The 21018-nt window shown below is 73.6% G+C and carries 14 protein-coding genes and 5 pseudogenes; 14 read left to right on the forward strand and 5 right to left on the reverse strand.

Features of this window, described 5'->3' with window-relative positions; genetic code table 11:
* The first annotated feature begins 201 nt into the window (after positions 1-201).
* From NEH16_RS23455 to NEH16_RS23465, 3 genes are all read left to right on the forward strand, one after another.
* Positions 202-1227, forward strand: coding sequence for a C40 family peptidase (locus NEH16_RS23455; protein ID WP_073968146.1), 1026 nt, complete (start codon positions 202-204; stop codon positions 1225-1227).
* A gap of 237 nt (positions 1228-1464) precedes the next feature.
* The gene (locus NEH16_RS23460) at positions 1465-2496 is read left to right on the forward strand and encodes a C40 family peptidase (RefSeq protein ID WP_265544776.1); all 1032 of its coding nucleotides are present in this window, start codon (positions 1465-1467) and stop codon (positions 2494-2496) included.
* A 28-nt stretch (positions 2497-2524) separates the two neighbouring features.
* The gene (locus NEH16_RS23465) at positions 2525-3763 is read left to right on the forward strand and encodes a hypothetical protein (RefSeq protein WP_265544777.1); all 1239 of its coding nucleotides are present in this window, start codon (positions 2525-2527) and stop codon (positions 3761-3763) included.
* Here NEH16_RS23465 and NEH16_RS23470 read toward each other — a convergent pair.
* Positions 3720-4982, reverse strand: coding sequence for a glycosyltransferase family 87 protein (locus NEH16_RS23470; protein WP_265544779.1), 1263 nt, complete (start codon positions 4980-4982; stop codon positions 3720-3722). The genes NEH16_RS23465 and NEH16_RS23470 overlap by 44 nt on opposite strands.
* A 108-nt stretch (positions 4983-5090) precedes the next feature.
* On the opposite strand from NEH16_RS23470, the gene NEH16_RS23475 reads away from it, so the two are divergent.
* Positions 5091-6233, forward strand: coding sequence for a glycosyltransferase family 4 protein (locus NEH16_RS23475; protein ID WP_265544780.1), 1143 nt, complete (start codon positions 5091-5093; stop codon positions 6231-6233).
* Between the two features lie 65 nt (positions 6234-6298).
* Here NEH16_RS23475 and NEH16_RS23480 read toward each other — a convergent pair whose 3' ends face one another.
* Positions 6299-8095 carry an AMP-dependent synthetase/ligase gene (locus tag NEH16_RS23480; protein WP_265544783.1) on the reverse strand — a complete coding sequence of 599 codons (1797 nt, stop codon included), beginning with the start codon at positions 8093-8095 and terminating at the stop codon, positions 6299-6301.
* A 265-nt stretch (positions 8096-8360) separates the two neighbouring features.
* On the opposite strand from NEH16_RS23480, the gene NEH16_RS23485 reads away from it, so the two are divergent.
* The 6 genes and pseudogenes from NEH16_RS23485 to NEH16_RS23510 all read left to right on the forward strand — a co-directional run bounded on the left by NEH16_RS23485 (position 8361) and on the right by NEH16_RS23510 (position 13466).
* A complete protein-coding gene (locus NEH16_RS23485) occupies positions 8361-9140 on the forward strand; it encodes a metallophosphoesterase family protein (protein ID WP_265544784.1) in 780 nt (259 codons plus the stop codon).
* A gap of 99 nt (positions 9141-9239) precedes the next feature.
* Positions 9240-9689, forward strand: coding sequence for an SRPBCC family protein (locus NEH16_RS23490; RefSeq protein WP_018104407.1), 450 nt, complete (start codon positions 9240-9242; stop codon positions 9687-9689).
* 4 nt (positions 9690-9693) lie between these two features.
* A complete protein-coding gene (locus NEH16_RS23495; protein WP_265544786.1) occupies positions 9694-10902 on the forward strand; it encodes an ArsA family ATPase in 1209 nt (402 codons plus the stop codon).
* Positions 10903-10985: 83 nt separating this feature from the next.
* Positions 10986-11443, forward strand: a pseudogene (locus NEH16_RS23500) (DUF5304 domain-containing protein).
* A gap of 74 nt (positions 11444-11517) precedes the next feature.
* On the forward strand, positions 11518-12459 hold the full coding sequence (locus tag NEH16_RS23505) for an ROK family glucokinase (RefSeq protein WP_018518640.1): 942 nt from the start codon (positions 11518-11520) through the stop codon (positions 12457-12459).
* 249 nt (positions 12460-12708) lie between these two features.
* Positions 12709-13466, forward strand: a pseudogene (locus NEH16_RS23510) (endonuclease/exonuclease/phosphatase family protein).
* Positions 13467-14146: 680 nt separating this feature from the next.
* On the opposite strand, the pseudogene NEH16_RS23515 reads toward NEH16_RS23510, so the two are convergent.
* A pseudogene (locus NEH16_RS23515) lies at positions 14147-14893 on the reverse strand (alpha/beta hydrolase); the annotation flags it as partial.
* 235 nt (positions 14894-15128) lie between these two features.
* Here NEH16_RS23515 and NEH16_RS23520 point away from each other — a divergent pair.
* The 4 genes and pseudogenes from NEH16_RS23520 (at position 15129) to NEH16_RS23535 (ending at position 18885) form a co-directional block, all read left to right on the forward strand.
* On the forward strand, positions 15129-15848 hold the full coding sequence (locus NEH16_RS23520) for a lysophospholipid acyltransferase family protein (protein ID WP_073968158.1): 720 nt from the start codon (positions 15129-15131) through the stop codon (positions 15846-15848).
* Positions 15849-15885: 37 nt separating this feature from the next.
* Positions 15886-17109 (forward strand): annotated as a pseudogene (gene macS, locus NEH16_RS23525) (MacS family sensor histidine kinase); the annotation flags it as partial.
* The gene (locus NEH16_RS23530; protein ID WP_073968160.1) at positions 17108-17800 is read left to right on the forward strand and encodes a response regulator; all 693 of its coding nucleotides are present in this window, start codon (positions 17108-17110) and stop codon (positions 17798-17800) included. The pseudogene macS and the gene NEH16_RS23530, both read left to right, overlap by 2 nt.
* Before the next feature lie 80 nt (positions 17801-17880).
* Complete coding sequence (locus NEH16_RS23535; RefSeq protein WP_265547348.1) at positions 17881-18885, forward strand: 2-hydroxyacid dehydrogenase; 1005 nt, start codon at positions 17881-17883, stop codon at positions 18883-18885.
* Positions 18886-18908: 23 nt separating this feature from the next.
* Here NEH16_RS23535 and NEH16_RS23540 read toward each other — a convergent pair.
* Together NEH16_RS23540 and NEH16_RS33955 are read right to left on the reverse strand one after the other, a co-directional pair.
* Positions 18909-20776 (reverse strand): annotated as a pseudogene (locus tag NEH16_RS23540) (anthranilate synthase family protein).
* A gap of 97 nt (positions 20777-20873) precedes the next feature.
* Positions 20874-20930: a trp operon leader peptide gene (locus NEH16_RS33955; RefSeq protein WP_073968448.1), complete on the reverse strand. Its 57-nt coding sequence runs from the start codon at positions 20928-20930 to the stop codon at positions 20874-20876.
* Between the last annotated feature and the right edge of the window lie 88 nt (positions 20931-21018).

A 21018-nucleotide genomic window follows, 5' to 3' on the forward strand; every position in this document is an offset into this window, starting at 1 on the left:
CGTGTGTGACGAGATTTTTCCTGTGAGGATTTGAACTGATCACAAGATGGTCACTAGGGTCGGGCCTCGAACCTTCGCGCGGTCGATCACCCACCCGGGGTGGCGGCGAAGGAACCGCCGAGTCCGTGACGTGCACGGAGCCGGGGATCCCCTCCCCCCACAGATCCGGTAGGCGGCTCGAGGAAGAAGGAGCTCGCCTTCGTGGCGTCCCACCGTCGTCCCAAGCAGCCGAGCCGCACTCGTGTGACCGTGCTCACCGCGACCGCAGCCGCGGCCGTCGCCCTGTCCTCCCAGGCCGCTCACGCCGACCCCAAGCCGACCAAGAACGAGGTCAAGGCGAAGGTCGACAAGCTCTACCACGAGGCCGGAGCGGCCACCGAGCAGTACAACGGGGCGAAGGAGAAGCAGGAGAAGCTCGAGAAGCAGATCGGCGCGATCCAGGACAAGGTGGCCCGCGGCCAGGAGGAGCTCAACCAGCTCCGGTCCGGCCTCGGTTCCCTCGCCGCCGCGCAGTACCGCTCCGGAGGCATCGACCCCTCCGTACAGCTGTTCCTCTCCTCCGACCCGGACAGCTTCCTCGACCAGGCGTCCGCGCTCGACCAGCTGACGGCCAAGCAGACCGAGGCCCTGTCGAAGGTCCAGGAGAAGCAGCGGGCCCTCGCGCAGCAGCGCAAGGAGGCCCAGGACAAGCTGAGCGACCTCGCCGCCGTCCGCAAGACGCTCGGTGAGAAGAAGAAGCAGCAGCAGGCCAAGCTCACCGAGGCGCGCCAGCTGCTCAACACCCTCACCGCCGCCGAGCGCGAGAAGATGCGCCAGGACGAGGCCCGCGCGAGCCGCGCCGCCGGCACCCGGGTCGAACTCGGCAACGAGGTCGCCGCCTCCGGTCTCGGGAAGGCCGCCCTCAACGCCGCCGCCACCCGCCTGGGCAAGCCGTACGTGCCCGCGGCCACCGGCCCCAACTCCTTCGACTGCTCGGGCCTGACCATGTGGGCGTACGCCCAGGCCGGCGTCAACATCACCCGCACCACGTACACCCAGGTCAACCAGGGTCACCGGATCGGCGTCAGCCAGCTGGCCCCCGGCGACCTGGTCTTCTTCAACGGCAACGAGCACGTCGGCCTCTACGCGGGCAACGGCCAGGTCCTGCACGCCCCGTACCCCGGCGCCTACGTCCGCTACGAGTCGATGAGCACCATCGGCAGCATCTACGCCGCCGTGCGCATCTGAACCGCGCCCGAACGGGCGAATTCCCGCGCCCCGTACTGACGCCCGCCCCGCCGGAGACCACAGGTCACCGGCGGGGCGTCACTGTGTGTGGCCCCCACCGGTCCGGCGCGTCTTTGTCCGCTCCGTGATCACGCGGCTACTGTCTGCCTGCTGTCACGGCTCCCGTACGTCGGTCCGCCCGCCCGGGCGGCAGGGGCCGCGCGCGTCTGCGGACAGCGGAAGGGAGTGCGGCGTCCTGTGGGATCCCATCGCCGTTCCACACAGCCAGGTACCGGCCGCGGTGCCCGGGCCACGGTCCTGACGGCGGCGGCCGCGACCGCGGCCGCCACGCTCGGCGCCGCCACCGCGCACGCCGAGCCGCAGGACACCCCGCAGTCCGCCGGGGCCCGCGTCGACCACCTGTACGCCGAGGCCGAGCGCGCCACCGAGCGGTACAACAGGGCCGGCGAGGACGTGACCCGGCTGCGCGGCGAGTTCAGCCGGGCCCAGGACCGGGCGGCCCGGGGCCAGGAACGCATCAACCGGATGCGCGAGGAGCTGGGTTCGGCGGCCCGGGCGGAGTACCGCGCGGGCGGCATCGACCCCTCGCTGGCCCTGCTGCTCACCTCGGACCCCGACAGCTACCTCGACCGGGCCTCCGCCGTCACCATGGCCGACGCCCACCGGGCCACCGCCCTCGCCGAGCTGCGCAAGGCCCAGCGGGCGCTCGCCCAGACCCGGGCCGAGGCGGCCCGCTCACTGGCCGGCCTGGAGCGCCGCCGGGAGGCCGTCAGCCGCCACAAGCGGACCGTCGAGGGCAAGCTCGCCCGGGCCAGGCAGCTGCTGAAGTCGCTGCCGGCCTCCGAGCGGGCCGCCCTGGCCCGCGCCTCCCGCGACGGCCGCGATCCGGGCGCCGGGCTCCTGGCCGGGCTCCCCGCGGGCTCGTCCCGCGCCGCGGCGGCCGTCCTGGCCGCCCAGCAGGCGCTCGGCCGGCCCTATGTGTGGGGCGCCAACGGGCCCTCCGGCTTCGACTGCTCCGGGCTGATGCAGTGGGCCTGGGCCCGGGCCGGGGTGAGCCTGCCCCGGACCTCGCAGGCCCAGCGGTACGCCGGGCACCTGGTGCCGCTCTCCGAGGCCCGCCCCGGAGACCTCGTCGCCTACCGGGCGGACGCCAGCCACATCGCGATGTACGTCGGGAACGGCCAGGTCATCCACGCCCCGTACCCGGGCGCCCCGGTCCGCTACGACCCCGTCGGGATGATGCCCGTCTCCTCGGTCACCCGGGTCTGAGCCCGGCGACAGCCCGTACGCTCGTCATGTGGTCGAACAGGTGCGCATACGTGGTGGGCGGCGGGCGGCGGGTGCCGTCCTCGCCGCACTGCTGTGCGCCGCCGGCTGCTCCGCCCCGGCCGACAGGGCGCCCGACAGCACCTCCCGGGGCGTCCGCGCCACCCTGGACCGGCGCGCCGCGGCCGTGCTGCACCACGACCCGGCCGCCTACGCCGCCGCCGTCGACCCGGACGCCACCGCGCTGCGCACCGCCCAGCGCCGGGAGATCGCCCGGCTGGCGGAGGTGCCGCTCGGCTCCTGGGCGTACCGGCTGACCCACCTCACCCCGCACGGGGCGGACCGGGTCACCGCCGACGTCACGCTCGGCTACCGGATAGCGGGCTACGACAGCGCCCCGGTCTCCGTCGACCGGGTCGTCGACCTGGCCCGGGACCCGGCGGACGGCCGCTGGTACGTCACCGCGGACCGGGCCGCCGACGGCAGCGCCGGGCAGCTGTGGGAGCAGGGCGACGTCGAGGTGGTGCGCGGCAGGCACAGCCTGGTCCTGGGCGTCGGCCGCACCCGGGACGAGCTGGACGCCATCGCGGCGACGGCGGACGAGGCGGTGCCCGCGGTCTCCGCCGCCTGGCCGGAGCGGTGGGCGGGGCGCGTCGTGGTGCTGGTGCCGGACAGCGTGACGGAGATGGGCCGGCTGCTCGGGTCACCTGCCTCGAACTACAAGGGCATAGCGGCCGTCACCACCGGCGAGACCGGCACCACCGGAAAGGCCCCCGCCGACCGGGTGATCGTCAACCCGGAGGCGTACGCCCTGCTCGGCGACTTCGGGCAGCGCGTCGTCCTCACCCACGAGACCGCCCATGTGGCCACCCGCAAACGGACCTCGTCCGCCACTCCGACCTGGCTCTCCGAGGGCTTCGCGGACTGGGCGGCCTACCGGGACCAGGACCGCACCGCCGAGGAGATCGCCCCCGAGCTGGCCGACGCGGTGCGGGCCGGGGACCTGCCGGCCGGGCTGCCCGACGACGAGGACTTCGCCTTCGCCGGGGACGCGGACCGGCTGGCGAAGGCGTACGAGGGCTCCTGGCTGGCCTGCGAGCTGATCGCGGACCGCTGGGGCGAGGAGAAGCTGTTCGCCTTCTACCGGGCCGTGGGCGCCCACCACGGGCGCGACGGGGCGATCGAGGACGCCCTGCACGAGGTGCTGGGCACCACCCCGCAGGACTTCACGGCGCGCTGGCGGGTGTATCTGCGCGACCGGCTCGGCTGAGCGCGGGCTCCGCCGCCTCCCGGACCGCCTCGCGGCTCGGGGCCCGTACCGTGTCCCGCCACAGCCGCACGGCCGCCAGCACACACGCGGCGACCAGCAGCCCGTTGCGCAGGAACATCAGGGTCAGGCCGTGCGCGTCGCTCGTCACCACATGGACGAAGCCGATCGGGAACTCCAGCTGCGTCACGCCCGTGGCCGCCACCACCAGCACGGCCGGCCACCCCATCCGGCTCTCCCGCAGCACCAGGCAGACCGCCGCGAGGCCGACCAGCCACAGCATGTACTGCGGGCTGATCACCCGGCTCGTCGTGGTGAACAGCAGCACCGCCGTGAACGCCGCGTCCGCCGGCGTACTCACCCCGAAGGTCCGCGCCTTCAGCCGCCACACCAGCAGCCAGCCGAACGCGGCGACGCTCAGCCCCAGCGCCAGGGTGCTCACCAGCGGCACATGCGGGCCCAGGAACTCCAGCGAGCCGTAGTGCAGCTCCACCCGGCCCTCCCAGCCGAACTGCCGCCACACATGGAAGACCAGCGCCCCCAGCGACTCGACCTCGGTGCCCCGGTCCCGCTGGAAGCCGAGGAACGCCAGCGCGCCCGGCGCCGCCGCCACGCACACCAGCAGCAGCCCGGCCGCCACCGCCGCCGCCGTCCCCCAGGCCAGCCGGGTCGCGCGCCCCCGGGCCGTCCCGGCCAGCACCAGCGCCGGCCACACCTTCAGCAGCGCCCCGAACGCGGCCAGCGCCCCCAGCACCCGGGGGTGCCGCAGCCCGGCCAGCAGCGCCGCCACCGCCACCGCCGTCACCATCACGTCGTACCGGGCGTACGCGGTCGTGCCGAGCAGCGGGACGCCCGCCACCCACACCCACACCCCGGCCGCCCGGCGCCCCGGACCGTCGCTCGCGCGCAGCAGCATCCCCAGGACCAGCGCGTCGCACAGGAACGCCAGCACGTAGAAGGCGGTGGCGTAGTCCAGGAACGGCAGCAGGGCGGGGGAGAGGACCGCCAGGGCCGCCACCGGCGGGTACTGCCAGGTGACGTCGGACTGCGGGTAGCTGCCGGAGCGCAGCACCTCGGACCAGCCGTGGTAGATCACCGACACGTCGCTCGTCACGTCGAGCCCCGGCGGGGTGACCACCTTGGTCACCCAGAGCAGCAGCACCGCCCTGGTGAGCGCCCACACCACGAAGGCCGCCGGACGCGTGCCGCTGGAACCCGTCATGACCTGCCCTCACCCGTCCTGTACGCCGTACGAAACAGCCATGATGCCCGTACGCCCTGTGCGCGGGCCATCAGGCACGGCCGCCGGGGCCCGGTACTGTCGGCGGCGATGGACAAGACCTTGATCGTGACCAACGACTTCCCGCCCCGCCCGGGAGGCATCCAGGCGTTCCTGCACAACATGGCGCTGCGGCTCGACCCCGACCGGGTCGTCGTCTACGCCTCCACCTGGAAGCGCGGGGCCGAGGGCGCGGCCGCCACCGCCGCCTTCGACGCCGAGCAGCCGTTCACCGTCGTCCGCGACCGTACGACGATGCTGCTGCCGACCCCGCGGGTGACCCGGCGCGCCACGGAGCTGCTGCGCGCGCACGGCTGCTCGTCCGTCTGGTTCGGCGCCGCCGCCCCGCTCGGCCTGATGGGCCCGGCGCTGCGCGAGGCGGGCGCCCGGCGGCTCGTCGCCACGACGCACGGCCACGAGGCGGCCTGGGCGCAGCTGCCCGCCTCCCGGCAGCTGCTGCGCCGGATCGGCGAGGGCACCGACACGCTGACCTACCTCGGCGAGTACACCCGCTCCCGGATCGCCGCCGCGCTGAGCCCGGCCGCCGCCCGCCGCATGGTGCAGCTGCCCCCCGGCGTGGACGAGAAGACGTTCCGCCCGGACTCCGGCGGCGACGAGGTCCGGGCCCGGCTCGGGCTCACCGAACGGCCGGTCGTGGTCTGCGTGTCCCGGCTGGTGCCCCGCAAGGGCCAGGACACCCTGATCCTCGCGATGCCCGCGATCCTGGCCGCCCAGCCGGACGCGGTCCTGCTGATCGTGGGCGGCGGGCCCTACGAGGACGACCTGCGGCGGCTCGCCGCGCGCACCGGGGTGGCGGACTCCGTGCGGTTCACCGGGCCGGTGCCCTGGTCGGAGCTGCCCGCGCACTACGGGGCCGGGGACGTCTTCGCGATGCCCTGCCGGACCCGGCGCGGCGGCCTCGACGTGGAGGGCCTGGGCATCGTGTACCTGGAGGCGTCCGCGACCGGGCTGCCGGTGGTGGCCGGCGACTCGGGCGGCGCCCCGGACGCGGTGCTGGACGGCGAGAGCGGCTGGGTGGTGCGCGGCGGTGAGCCCGGCGAGGCGGCGGACCGGATCACCGCGCTGCTGGGCGACGCGGAGCTGCGGCGGCGCATGGGGGAGCGGGGCCGGGCCTGGGTCGAGGAGAAGTGGCGCTGGGACCTGCTCGCGGAGCGGCTGCGCGAACTGCTCTGATACGCGGACGAGGGGGCCCGCACCACACCGGTGCGGGCCCCCTCGTCGTCGTACGCCGCACGCGCTCACGAGCGGTAGATCGACTCCACCTCGTCCGCGAAGTCCTTCGCCACCACGTTCCGCTTCAGCTTCAGCGAGGGCGTGATGTGGCCCGCCTCCTCGGTGAACTGGGCGCCCAGGATGCGGAACTTGCGTACGGACTCGGCCTTGGAGACCGCCGCGTTGCCGTCGTCCACCGCGCGCTGCACCTCGGCGATCAGCTCCGGGTCGTCGCGCAGCGACAGCGCGGTCGAGCCGGCCGGCTTGCCGTGCTCCTCGGCCCAGCGGCCCAGGAACTCCTCGTCCAGCGTCACCAGCGCGCCCACGAAGGGCCGCCCGTCGCCGACCACCATGCACTCCGCCACCAGGGCGTGGCCGCGGATGCGGTCCTCGATGACGGCGGGCGCGACGTTCTTGCCGCCGGCCGTGACGATGATCTCCTTCTTGCGGCCGGTGATCGCGAGGTAGCCGTCCTCGTCCAGCGTGCCGATGTCCCCGGTGTGGAACCAGCCGTCCGCCAGCGCCTCGGCCGTCGCCGCCTCGTTGTTCCAGTAGCCGGAGAACAGGTGCTCGCCGTGGAGCAGCACCTCGCCGTCGTCCGCGATGCGCACCACGGAACCGGGGAGCGGCTGGCCGACCGTGCCGATCTTCTGCCGGTCCCAGGGGTTGAAGGCGGTGGCCGCGCAGGACTCGGTGAGGCCGTAGCCCTCCAGGACGGTGAAGCCGATGCCCCGGTAGAAGTGGCCGAGCCGCTCGCCGAGCGGGGCGCCGCCGGAGATCGCGTGCTCGCCGCGCCCGCCGAGCACCGCGCGCAGCTTGCCGTAGACCAGGCGGTCGAAGACCTTGTGCCGGAACTTCAGGCCCAGCGAGGGGCCCTGCGGGGTGCCCAGCGCGCGGCTGTAGGCGATCGCGGTGTCGGCGGCCCTGTCGAAGATCTTGCCCTTGCCGTCGGCCTGCGCCTTGGCGCGCGCGGCGTTGTAGACCTTCTCGAAGACGCGCGGCACGCCGAGGATCAGCGTCGGGCGGAACGCGGCCAGCTCGTCGGTGAGGTTCTTGATGTCCGGGACGCAGCCGAGCTTGATCGGCGCCATCACCGAGGCGACCTCGACCAGCCGTCCGAAGACGTGGGCGGCGGGCAGGAAGAGCAGGACCGAGCACTCGCCGGTACGGAAGAGGGGCTTGAGGCGCTCCACCACGTTCCCGCACTCCGCGAAGAAGCTGCGGTGCGTCAGGACGCAGCCCTTGGGGCGGCCCGTGGTGCCGGAGGTGTAGACGATGGTGGCGGGGTCGTCGGCGCGGGCCGACGCGCTGCGCAGGTCGACGGTCTCCTCGGAGACCTCCTCGCCCTCGGCGCGGAGCGTGTCGACGGCGCCCTTCTCGATCTGCCAGACGTGGCGCAGCCCGGGGAGCCGGTCGCGCACGGAGGCGACGGCGGCGGCGTGGACGTCGCTCTCCACGAGGACCGCGACGGCCCCCGAGTCACCGAGGATCCACTGCACCTGCTCGGGCGAGCTGGTCTCGTACACCGGCACGGTGACCGCGCCCGCGCTCCAGATCGCGAAGTCCAGCAGCACCCACTCGTACCGGGTGCGCGACATCAGGGCGACCCGGTCGCCGGGCTCGACGCCCGCCGCGATCAGGCCCTTGGCGGCCGACCGGACCTCGGCCAGGAACCGCGTGGCGGTGACGTCCGTCCAGACGCCCGCCACTTTGCGGCTCATCACCGCGACATCGGGATGCTGAGCGGCATTGCGGCGGATGAGATCCGTCAGGTTGCCGTCCGAGGGGACCTCGTACAGGGCCGGAAGGCTGAACTCGCGCAAGACTGCTGCTCCTCATCGGGCTCCGGTGCCACGGCTCTGTGTGACGCACCGGCGCGGTCCAAGATGGCGGGTGCTCAGTGGGGTGAGCACGACTGGACTGCCCGGACGTTACCCACCAGTACTCGGTTCCGGATAGGGGGTCCCGGCCAGATGTCTTATGCGTCACACATATCGGGACGTCCTTTCGCGCACAGTAGTCCACCCGTCCGCACACCAGGAAGTAACCGCAGGTCCGGGGCCTCTGCGCAGGCTCTACGCTGTTTTCATGCGAGCAGGAGCGAACACCCGCGTCCATGTGGTCAGCGACGTGCACGGCAACACCGAGGCGCTGGCCCGCGCCGGGGACGGTGCCGACGCCCTGATCTGCCTCGGTGACCTGGTCCTCTTCCTCGACTACGCCGACCACTCGCGCGGCATCTTCCCCGACCTCTTCGGCGTCGAGAACGCCGACCGGATCGTCGCCCTGCGCACCGCCCGCCGCTTCGACGAGGCCCGCGACTTCGGCCGGCAGCTCTGGCAGGGCATGGACCGCAACGCCGCGATCACCGAAGCGGTCCGCCGGCAGTACGCCGAGATGTTCGCCGCGCTGCCCACCCCGACGTACGCCACCTACGGCAACGTCGACATCCCCGCCCTCTGGCCCGAGTACGCCGCCCCCGGCACCACCGTCCTGGACGGCGAGCGGGTCGAGATCGGCGGCCGCGTCTTCGGCTTCGTCGGCGGCGGCCTGCGGACGCCGATGCGCACCCCGTACGAGATCGGCGACGAGGAGTACGCCGCCAAGATCGAGGCGGTCGGCGAGGTCGACGTGCTCTGCACCCACATCCCGCCCGAGGTGCCCGAGCTGGTCTACGACACCGTGGCGCGCCGCTTCGAGCGCGGCAGCCGGGCCCTGCTCGACGCCATCCGGCGCACCCGCCCCCGCTACTCCCTCTTCGGCCACGTCCACCAGCCACTGGCCCGCCGGATGCGGATCGGTGCCACCGAGTGCGTGAACGTCGGCCACTTCGCCTCCACCGGCCGGCCCTGGGCACTGGAGTGGTGAACCGCCCCACCCTGGGACGGGCCGCCGGGCGCACGCGATAGCCTTCTGGCGGCAGGCTCCTGCCGACGGACCGGTACACCGCACTGGAGGGCCACAGCGATGGCTGAACACACCAGCTCGAGCATCACGATCGAGGCGGCGCCGGCCGACGTCATGGGTGTGATCGCCGACTTCGAGCGCTATCCGGAGTGGACCGGCGAGGTCAAGGAGGCCGAGGTCCTCGGCACCGACGAGCACGGCCGCGCCGAGAAGGTCCGCCTCGTCCTGGACGCCGGCGCCATCAAGGACGACCACACCCTCGCCTACACCTGGATCGGCGACTACGAGGTCAGCTGGACCCTGGTCAAGTCCCAGATGCTCCGCGCCATCGACGGCTCCTACGCGCTCGCGCCGCTCGGCGACGGCGACCGCACCGAGGTCACCTACCGGCTGACCGTCGACGTCAAGATCCCCATGCTCGGCATGATCAAGCGCAAGGCGGAGAAGGTCATCATCGACCGCGCCCTCGCCGGCCTGAAGAAGCGCGTCGAGTCCGTCCCGAAGGGCTGAGCGCGTGCGTACGGTCCTGGTCACCGGACCCGGCGGAGCAGGCCGTACGACCGTCGCGGCGGCCACCGCGCTCGCCGCGGCCCGCGACGGCGCCCGCACCCTGCTGATCTCCGCCGACCCGATACCCGGCTTCCCCGACGCCACCGCCCCCACCCCGGTCACCGCCGGGCTGCGGTCCGTCCGGATCGACTCCGCCGCCCACTTCCGCGACGAACTCCTGTCCCTCCAGGAGCAGTTGTCGTCCGTCCTCGAACTGCTCGGCGGCAACCCGCTGGACGGCGAGGAGCTGACCGAACTCCCCGGCAGCGGCGAACTCGCCCTGCTCCACGCGCTGCGCCGGGCCGCCCGCGGCGACTGGTCCGCCGAGGCGTACGACCTCCTCGTCGTGGACCTCCCGCCCCTGCGCGACGCCCTCCGCCTGCTCGCCCTCCCCGAACAGCTGCGCCGCTATCTGCGCCGGCTGCTGCCCCAGGAGCGCCAGGCCGCCCGCGCCCTGCGCCCGATGCTCGCCCAGCTGGCCGGGGTGCCCATGCCCGCCCAGTGGCTGTACGAGGCCGCAGCCCGGCACGACGCCGAACTGGCCCAGGTCCAGGCGCTGATCGAGGACCGGTCCACCACCCTCCGGCTCGTCGCCGAGCCCGGGCCCGCCGCCGACGAGGCCCTGCGCACCGCCCGCACCGGCCTCGCCCTGCACGGGCTGCGCGCCGAGGCACCGGTCGCCAACCGGCTGCTGCCCGGCCACTCCCCGGACCCCTTCTTCGCCGCGCTCGCCGCCCAGCAGGAGAAGTCCCTCGGCCACTGGGCGGACGAGGGGGCGGCCCCGGTCCGCGTCGCCCACCTCGGCCGCGACCCGCAGGGCCCCGACGACCTCCTGGCCCTGGCCGGCGCGGACGGCGACGGCAACGCGCTCGCCGTGTCCGGCATCGGCGAGGCGGGCGGCCGGGCCCCGGACCCCTGGTGGACCGAGGAGGCCGGCGGCCCCGAAGGCGACGGGATACTCGTCTGGTGCCTGCGGCTCCCCGGCGCCGTCAAGAAGGACCTCCAGCTCGTCCGGCGCGGCGGCGAACTCCTCCTGACCGTCGGCCCGTTCCACCGCATCGTGCCCCTGGAGCCCGCCCTGCGCCGCTGCACCGTCTCCGGCGCGGCCCTCACCGACGGGGTGCTCCGGGTCCGCTTCACGCCCGATCCCGCGCTCTGGCCCCGGACGGGCTGAACGGCCCACCGCCGTTCGGGTACCGTCGAAGGTACGTGTCCGGTATGCCGGGCCGCCGGCCACGATGCCCCCTGGAGTCCGCCATGAGCGAAGCCACCGATCGCCCCGCCGACGAGGACGCCTGGGCCGACGCGTGCGCCGAGGACCTCGCCGCCGAGCAGGCCCGCCGCCGCGCCGCCTACGGGCCGCCGCCCGGCACCGCCGCCGAGGAGCTGCGCAAGCTGGTCGACGCGGTGGCCGACAAGCTCGGCTCGTTCCAGGCGCCGCTGCTCGGCATGGCCGCGCAGGGGGCCGTGCAGCAGGTCATCCAGCAGGCCAAGGCGGCCGTGGAGCCCGTCATCGAACGCAATCCGGACGTTTTCGATCACATCGCGGCGGCCGGTAACGAACTGCTCGCCGCCTACCGCTCCGCGGTCCAGGGCCAGGAAGGCCGCTGGACCCGGGGGCGGGGGACCCCGCGGGCACCGAAAAGAAGGCGGAAGGCCCCGAAGGCCCCCGGGACGAGGGGTCCGGCGCCGGCGAACACATCGACCTCGACTGACCGGCGCCGGAGAGGGCGGGCCCCGGCCTCGGGTACGGTTGCCTCAGCGGGGCTCGACCGGAACTGAGGGATTCATGGGACTCACCATCGGCGTCGATATCGGCGGCACGAAGATCGCAGCTGGAGTGGTCGACGAAGAGGGCCACATCCTCTCGACCTTCAAGGTGCCGACCCCGCCGACGGCCGAAGCCATCGTGGACGCCATCGCGGCGGCGGTCTCCGGCGCGAGCGCCGGGCACCAGGTCGACGCCGTCGGCATCGGCGCGGCCGGATACGTGGACGACAAGCGGGCCACCGTGCTGTTCGCGCCCAACATCAACTGGCGCCACGAACCGCTCAAGGACAAGGTCGAGCAGCGCGTCGGCCTCCCCGTCGTCGTGGAGAACGACGCCAACGCCGCCGCCTGGGGCGAATACCGCTTCGGCGCCGGCCAGGGCCACGACGACGTCATCTGCATCACGCTGGGCACCGGCCTCGGCGGCGGCATCATCATCGGCAACAAGCTGCGCCGCGGACGGTTCGGCGTGGCCGCCGAGTTCGGCCACATCCGGGTCGTCCCGGACGGTCTGCTCTGCGGCTGCGGCAGCCAGGGCTGCTGGGAGCAGTACGCCTCCGGCCGCGCCCTCGTGCGGTACGCGAAGCAGCGTGCCAACGCCACCCCGGAGAACGCCCCGATCCTCCTGGGGCTCGGCGACGGCACCGTGGACGGCATCGAGGGCAAGCACATCAGCGAGGCCGCCCGCCAGGGCTGCCCGGTGGCCGTCGACTCGTTCCGCGAGCTGGCCCGCTGGGCCGGCGCCGGACTCGCCGACTTGGCCTCGCTGTTCGACCCGTCGGCCTTCATCGTCGGCGGCGGCGTCTCGGACGAGGGCGAGCTCGTCCTCGACCCGATCCGCAAGTCGTTCCGGCGCTGGCTGATCGGCGGCGAATGGCGCCCGCACGCCCAGGTGCTCGCCGCCCAACTCGGCGGCAAGGCAGGTCTCGTGGGCGCGGCGGACCTGGCCCGCCAGGGCTGAGCCCACCCGCGCATCCGAACGCCGGACGCCCGTCGCGCCCCGGGAGTGTCCGCGAAGTGGCGTCGTCCGCCCGAAGGGCGGGGCCTGCGGCGTCTGGTGCGTGCTCTCGCAAGGCGCCGGGGTGTCCTCGTAGCGGAGCTACTTGGGCACCCCGGCAACGCCGCGAGAGTGCGTGCCAGGCGTCGTGGGCCGGACGACACTTCGCGGACACGACCTGGGAGCGGCGGGCGTCCGCCGTATCGTGAGGGCATGGCCACGATGTCGCTGCCCGATTCGTGCACCGAGCCGGACGGCTCGGCCGTCATCCGCGTGCTCAGCTACAACATCCGCTCGATGCGCGACGACCGCGGCGCCCTCGCCCGGGTCATCCGCGCCTGCGCCCCCGATCTGGTCCTCGTCCAGGAGGCGCCGCGCTTCTTCCGCTGGCGCAAGTACGCCGCCCGGCTCGCCGCCGCCACCGACCTGGTGATCCTGGGCGGGGCGCCACCGCCGCCGGGCCGCTGCTGCTGTGCTCGCTGCGCGCCACCGTCGAGCGCACCGAGGACATCCTGCTGCCGCGCACCCCGGGGCTGCACCGCCGGGGCTTCGCCACCGCCGTCGTCCGGTTCGCGGGCGCCCGGGTCGGCGTGGTCAGCTGCCACCTCAGCCTCCAGCGGCAGGAGCGGCTGGCCCAGGCCGAGCGGCTGACGGAGACCGTGGACGCGCTGGGCGTGCGGCACGCCGTCGTCGCCGGCGACCTCAACGACGTACCGAGCGGGCGGGCCTTCCGGCGGCTGGCCGGGCGCTACCAGGACTGCTGGGAGGTGAAGCCGCAGGGCGGCGAGTACACCTTCCCGGCGCACGAACCGCGCCGCCGGATCGACGCCGTCTTCGCCACCGGCGGCATCGAGGTCCTCGGCTGCGGGGTCCCGGACGGACTGCCCGGGGTGCGCGAGGCCGACCTGCGGGCGGCGACCGACCACCGCCCGGTACTGGCCGCACTCCGGGTGCCCGCAGACACCCCCTAGACCACCGCGCCCCGCCCCGGGTCGTCGTCGCCGTCCTCGTCGGAGTCCATCCGGGCCACCAGCGTCACGAAACCGCCCAGGAAGCCGCCGACGCAGACCGTCGTCAGCCACCAGGTCATCTCCCAGGACAGCAGCACCGCGAGCAGCATCAGCACCGGCCCGCCGACCACCGCGAGCCAGGCGAACTTCGCCGTGACGTCGGCCTCCGGCAGCGGCGGCGGCTCCGGCGGCACGAAGTGCCCCTCGTCGTCGTCCCCGCCGCCCGGGGCGGCCGCGTCCGGGTCGGCCGGCTCGTAGTCGCGCGGGCCCACGCCCGGAGCGAAGACCACGGAGCCGCCCAGCGGCCGGTCCTCCTCCGGCTTCGGCTTGGGCGGCCGCTTGCCGAGCCCCTTGTCCGCGGCCGGGGCGGTCAGCGGACCGTCGTCCGGCAGCGCCAGATCCTCGATCGACCGGAAGGGCCGCGCGCCCGGCGGGTCCGGCGGCTCCTCCCCGTAACCCTCCACGATGGCCCGCCAGACGGCCTCCTCGTCCAGCGCTCCGTCACCCGCACCGGCCACCGGGGCGCCGGCCTCGTCGGCGACGGCCGCCCCCTCCACGGGGAGCGGCTCGCGCTCCTCCTCGCTGCCCGCGCGCTCCGCGTCGTGCTCAGCCATCGGACGTACCCCCTCCTGATTCTTCTCGCTCGGAGCGAGGCGGCCGATGAACGCATGACTCTCGTCGAAGATCCGCTTCGCATCATGGTCCAACGTCGCGACGTGATAGCTCTGTTCCAGCAGGACCTCCCGGACATCCGTCGAGGAGACCCGGCTCAGGATGCGGGCCGTGTCGGCGGGCGGCACGACGTGGTCCTGCGGGCTGTGCAGCAGCAGGAGCGGCTGGGTGACCTGGGGGAGGTCGCCGTCGACCAGCCGGAAGAACCGGCGCACCGAATGCGCCGCGTGCAGCGGCACCCGTTCGTACCCCACCTCCGCGACACCCTCCAGGGCGATGTCGCTGACCAGGCCCTTCGTCGTCGGCACCAGATGGCGGACCACCGGCAGCGCGTGCGCCGCGAGGCCGTGCACCTTGTTGGCCGGATTGACGAGCACCAGACCGCTCACCGCGTCCCCGTGCTTCGCGGCCAGCCGCAGCGCCAGCGCACCGCCCATCGAGAGCCCGAAGACGAACACCCGCTCGCAGCGCTCCAGCAGCCCGCGGAGCTCCCGGTCCACCTCCGCGTACCAGTCCTGCCAGCCGGTCACCTGCATGTCCTGCCAGCGCGTGCCGTGCCCGGGGAGCAGCGGCAGCGACACCGTCAGGCCGCGCTCGGCCAGATACTCGGCCCAGGGGCGCAGCGACTGCGGGGAACCGGTGAATCCGTGACAGAGGAGGACGCCGACCGCTCCGCCCTCGTGGCGGAACGGCTCGGCTCCGGGAAGGACCGGCACCGGGGTCTCCTGTTCATGAGGCTCGCGGGGCACGAGCGGGGAGCGGAAGGGGTTCGGAAAGATGTACGGGACGCGCGAGGATTACTTCACCGTACGCGACCGGGCCGACACCGACCAGGGCCGTCGCGGCCCGGGCCTCGGACACCCGTCCGCGCCAGGCGGGAGGAAGGGGGACACGGCGGGTTAAGGTCTGTCGGACAGCACACAGGAGGCATCCGAGTTGATCTACGGCGCTATGAAGTTCTCCATCGGCGGGTCGCTGAAGCTCGCCTTCAGGCCGTGGGTGGAGGGCCTGGAGAACATCCCCGCGCGCGGGCCCGCGATCCTCGCCAGCAACCACCTGTCGTTCTCCGACTCCTTCTTCCTGCCGGCCGTCCTGGACCGGAAGGTGACCTTCATCGCGAAGGCCGAGTACTTCACGGCCCCCGGTGTGAAGGGCAAGCTCACCGCCGCGTTCTTCAAGGGCGTCGGCCAGCTCCCCGTCGACCGCTCCGGCGCGCGCGGCGCCGGTGAGGCGGCGATCCGGGCGGGCATCCAGGTCATCGAGAGCGGCGGCCTCTTCGGCATCTACCCCGAGGGCACCCGGTCGCCCGACGGGCGGCTCTACCGGGGCAAGCCCGGCGGCCTGGCCCGCGTCGCGCTGGCCACCGGGGCGCCGGTCATCCCCGTCGCCATGATCGACACGGAGAAGATCCAGCCGCCCGGCCAGGTGATCCCCAAGCTGATGCGGCCCGGCATCCGCATCGGCAAGCCGCTCGACTTCAGCCGCTACCACGGCATGGACGGCGACCGCTTCATCCTGCGCTCGGTCACCGACGAGGTGATGTACGAGATCATGAAGCTCTCGGGCCAGGAGTACGTCGACATCTACGCGACCGCCGCCAAGCGGCAGCTCGCCGACGAGGCCAAGCGCCGGTCCGAGGCCGCGAAGAAGACGGACGGCGACAGCGCCTGACGGCGCGGCGGTCCGCCGGGGGACGGGGGAGAACAGCATGGTCAAACGCGTACGCGTGGTCCGGATGTCCGTGGAGCAGCCGCTGTGGCGCGCCCTGACGGCGTACCGCGTGCTGACGATGGCCTATGCGGTCCTGCTCGCCGCCTTCGCCCGGCACGACTACGAGCGGCCCTGGATAGCGATCACCTTCCTGTCGCTGATGGCGGTCTGGACGCTCGCCACCCTGCCGAAGGTGGGCAGCGCCGCCGCCTGCACCAGGCGCTTCCTGGGCGCGGACCTGGCCCTCGCCCTCATCGGGATCCTGGTCACCCCGCTCGCCGACCTCCAGGCGCAGCACGTCGACGGGCCGACCCTGCCGTCCATCTGGACCGCCGGTTCCGTGCTGGCCTTCGCGATCAAGGGCGGCTGGCGCTGGGCGGGCTTCGCCTCCAGCCTGGTCGCCGTCGCCAACCTCATCGAGCGCGGCGAGCCCAGCCGCGACACCCTGCACAACGTGATGCTGGTCTGGGTCGCCTCCATCGCCATCGGTTACGTGGTGGAGGTCGCCCGGGCCAGTGAGCGCACCCTCGCCCGCGCCCTGGAGATCGAGGCCGCCACCCGCGAACGGGAACGCCTCGCCCGGGACATCCACGACGGCGTGCTCCAGGTCCTCGCGATGGTCCAGCGGCGCGGCGCCGCGATCGGCGGCGAGGCGGCGGAGCTCGGCCGGATGGCCGGGGAACAGGAGGTCGCCCTGCGCACCCTGGTCTCCAGCGGCCTGGTGCCGCCCACCCGGCTCTCCGAGGACGCCTCCGAGGGCGCCGTCGTCCGGACCGTCGAGACGGACGAGGACGAACCGGCCGACGGCGGCGAGACCGACCTGCGGACGCTCCTCGCCCCGCACGCCGGATCCCGGACCAGCTTCGCGGAGCCGGGCGCCCCGGTGCTGCTGCCCTCCGCCGCCGCGGCGGAACTGGCGGCCGCGGTCGGCGCGGCGCTGGACAATGTCCGGGTGCACGCGGGCGAGGGCGCCCAGGCGTGGATCCTGCTGGAGGACTGGCCGGACGAGGTCGTCGTCACGGTCCGGGACGACGGGCCCGGCATCCCCGAGGGGCGGCTCGCGCAGGCCGAGGGGGAGGGGCGGCTCGGGGTCGCCCTGTCGATCCGCGGCCGGCTGCGCGACCTGGGCGGTACGGCAGAGCTGATCTCGGTGCCCGGACAGGGCACCGAGGTGGAATTGAAGGTTCCCAAGGTTTCACGGGGAAGGCGGGATCGGTCCGATGAACGCGACACACGAAGAGGGCACCGGGCAGCCGGCGATCAGAGTGATGGTGGTGGACGACCACCCGATGTGGCGGGACGCGGTGGCCCGCGACCTCACCGAGGCCGGGTTCGACGTGGTGGCCACCGCGGGCGACGGGCCCCAGGCCGTCCGCCGGGCCGGCGCCGTCACCCCGGACGTCCTGGTCCTCGACCTCAATCTGCCCGGCATGCCCGGGGTGCAGGTCTGCAAGGAACTCGTCGGCAGCCAGCCCGGGCTGCGGGTCCTCGTGCTCTCCGCCAGCGGCGAGCACGCCGACGTCCTGGAGGCCGTCAAGTCCGGTGCCACCGGCTACCTGATGAAGTCGGCGAGCACCCAGGAGCTGACCGAGGCCGTCCGCCGCACCGCCGCCGGAGACGCCGTCTTCACCCCGGGCCTGGCGGGCCTGGTCCTCGGCGAGTACCGCAGGCTGGCCTCGGAGCCCGCACCGGCCGCGTCCGACGAGCCCAAGGCGCCGGAGCTGACCGACCGGGAGACCGAGGTGCTGCGGCTCGTGGCCAAGGGGCTCTCGTACAAGCAGATCGCGGAGCGGCTCGTCATCTCGCACCGGACCGTGCAGAACCACGTCCAGAACACCCTGGGCAAGCTCCAGCTGCACAACCGGGTCGAGCTGGTGCGCTACGCCATAGAGCGCGGACTCGACGACGTCTAGGGCCTGTCCGGCGCGGCGGGGCCGGTCGCCGTATATTCGCGGGGACCGGCCGCGCCCAGCACGCAGACAGGGGAGACGTCGTGGAGATCCTGGCCTTCGGAGTGCAGTCCGACGAGAAGCCGCTGATCGAGAAGGCATTCGCCGGGAAGCACGAAGTCCGCTGCCTGGACGTCTTCCTGAACCGGGACACCGCCCCCATCGCGGCCGGCTACGAGGTCATCTCCACCAGCGTCAACGCCGACCTGGGCGGCGCGGTCCTCCAGACCCTCGCGGCCGGCGGCACCCAGATGATCGCCCAGCGCTCCACCGGCTTCAACAACATCGACCTGGACGTCGCAGAGCGCTTGGCGCTGCGCGTCGCCCGGGTCTCGTACTACTCGCCGTACTCGGTCGCGGAGTTCGCCTGGACCCTGGCCATGGCGGTCAACCGCCGGGTGATCCGGGCCGCGAGCCGCACCCGCGACTTCGACTTCCGGCTCGACGGGCTCCTCGGCCGCGACATGCACGGCCGCACCGTGGGCGTCGTCGGCACCGGCAAGATCGGCGAGGCGTTCACCCGGATCGCCCACGGCTTCGGCATGAAGCTGCTCGGCTGGGACGTCGCAGAGAACCCGGCCTGCGTCGAGCTGGGCATGCGGTACGTCGACAAGGAGCGGCTGCTCGCCGAGTCCGACCTGGTCAGCCTGCACGTCCCGCTGCTCCCGGCGACGCACCACCTCATCGACAGGGACGCCCTCGCCCTGATGAAGGACGACGCGATCCTGGTCAACTCCAGCCGGGGCGGCCTCATCGACACCTCGGCCCTGGTCGGCGAGTTGCGCGCGGGCCGCTTCCTCGGCGTCGGACTCGACGTGTACGAGGCGGAGGCCGGGCTGTTCTTCCTGGACAAGTCCCTGGAGGGCGTGGACGACGACACCCTGGCCCGGCTCGTGACCTTCCCGAACGTCATCGTCACCTCGCACCAGGCGTACTACACCGAGGACGCGGTCGGCCAGATCATCGACGCCACCGTCGAGAACGTCGGCGACTACCTGGCCGGCCGCCACGGCGACAACGTCCTGGTCCCGGCCCGCCCCGGGAGCTGAGACCCCGGGGCCCGGGCAGCCCCTCAGCCGCGCACCGGCAGCCCCGCCAGCAGCTCGGAGACGATCGCCGCCCCGCGCAGCGTCAGCACCGACTCCGGGTGGAACTGCACCGAGGCGAACCCGGCCCCGCGCAGCGCGTGCAGCTCCCCGGACACCTCGTCCCGGCTCGCCTCGATGCCGTGCGCCGCGAGCTCCGCCGCCCCGGAGTCGTCGCAGCGCGCGGTGTAGCTGTTGTAGAAGCCGACCGTCTCGGGCCGCCCGAACAGATCGATACGGGTCTGCGCCCCCTGGTACGGCACCGCTTTGCGGACGATCTCCAGGCCCAGTTCGGCCGCGATCAGCTCATGGCCGAGGCACACCCCGAGCAGCCCGTGCCGGTGGTCCCGGACCAGCTCGGCGGCCATCGCGCGGAGGAACCGCATCTTCGGGTCGGCCGCGTCCGCCGGATTCCCCGGGCCGGGCCCGAGCACCACGGGCCCCTCGTGCGCCCGCACCGCCTCGCGCAGCCCCGGCTCGTCGTAGCGGCGCACGGTGACGTCGAGCCCCGAGGCGCGCAGCAGGTGCCCGAGCATCGCGGTGAACGTGTCCTCGCCGTCCACCACCAGGGCGTGGCCGGTGCGGTCGGCGGCGCGCTCCTGCATCCGCAGCCAGAACGGGGCGAGCCCGTCCCGCCGGGCGTCCAGGGCCGCCCGCACCCGGGGGTCGGCGGCCAGCCGGGGCCGCTCCCGCTCCGCCTCGGGGCGGGCCGGGCGGACGCCGAGGGCGGCGAGGACGCCGGCCGCCTTGGCGTGGGTCTCGGCGACCTCGCTCTCCGGGTCCGAGTGGCGGACCAGGGTGGCCCCGACCGGCACCCGCAGCGTGCCGTCCGCGTCGATGTCGGCGGTCCGGATCAGGATCGGCGAGTCCAGGGTCTGGCCGCCGTCGCCCTCGCGGCGCAGCAGGGCCAGCGCGCCCGCGTAGTAGCCGCGCCCGCCGTCCTCGTACCGCTCGATGACCCGGCAGGCGTTCTGCACGGGGGAGCCGGTGACGGTCGCCGCGAACATGGTCTCCCTCAGCACCTCCCGTACGTCCAGCGAGGAGCGTCCGCGCAACTCGTACTCGGTGTGCGCGAGATGGGCCATCTCCTTGAGGCGCGGGCCGATCACCACACCGCCCATGTCGCCGACCGTGCACATCATCTTCAGCTCCTCGTCGACCACCATGGAGAGCTCCTCGGTCTCCTTGCGGTCGCCGAGGAAGGCGAGCAGGCTCTCGGGGTCGGCCCCTCGGCGGGGTAGCGGTAGGTGCCGCTGATGGGGTTCATCACGACGGTCCCGCCGGACATCCGCACATGCACCTCGGGGCTGGCGCCGACGAGTACACGGTCGCCGGTGTGCACGACGAACGTCCAGTACGCGCCCCGCTCGCCCGCCAGCAGCCGCCGGAACAGGGCCAGCGCGTCCGCCCGGCCGAAGCCGTCGATCCGGCCCCGGAACGTCCGCCGGATCACGAAGTTGGCGCCCTCGCCCCGGCCGATCTCGTCCTCGATCACCCGCCGCACGGTGTCGGCGTACTCCTCGTCGCTGACGTCGAACTCCCCGTCGTCCACGCGGACTTCGTGGCGGGGGAGCGCTTCCAGCGCCTCGGTCAGGGACAGCGTGTACGCCTCGTCCGCGACCAGGACGGACAGCGGAGTGCCGTCGTCGCGTACGTCGAAGCCGCGTTCCGCGATCTGCCGGAACGGCACCAGCGCCAGCGACGGCAGCTCGCCCACGGGGATGCCGGCGAGGCGGTCCGCCTCGTGCACCCGGCCGATCAGCACCTCGACGGTGTCGTGGTCGTGGCCGGGGGTGCGGCGGCGCAGCAGGGCGAACGGCGGGCAGTCGTCGCGCAGGAGTCGGTCGAAGCTCATGGGTCGGTTCCTTCCAGGGAATCAGCTGGGAGGAACGGCCCGTGGACACGGAAAAGGCCGCCCCTCGGGCGGCCTCTGCGTCAGTGTGTACGCGCGATCAGCGGGCCGCCGGATGAGCGGTCCACCACCAGTTACGGGTCGAGTGCGCGAACATGCCCCGTACCCTAACCCACGCCTGACGGCGGCGGGGCCCTTTCCCACCCGGCCGGATGGGAAAGGGCCCCGCGCGCACGAGACGTCCT

The organism is Streptomyces drozdowiczii, from assembly GCF_026167665.1.
In the GTDB taxonomy this organism is placed as follows: Bacteria; Actinomycetota; Actinomycetes; order Streptomycetales; family Streptomycetaceae; genus Streptomyces; species Streptomyces drozdowiczii_A.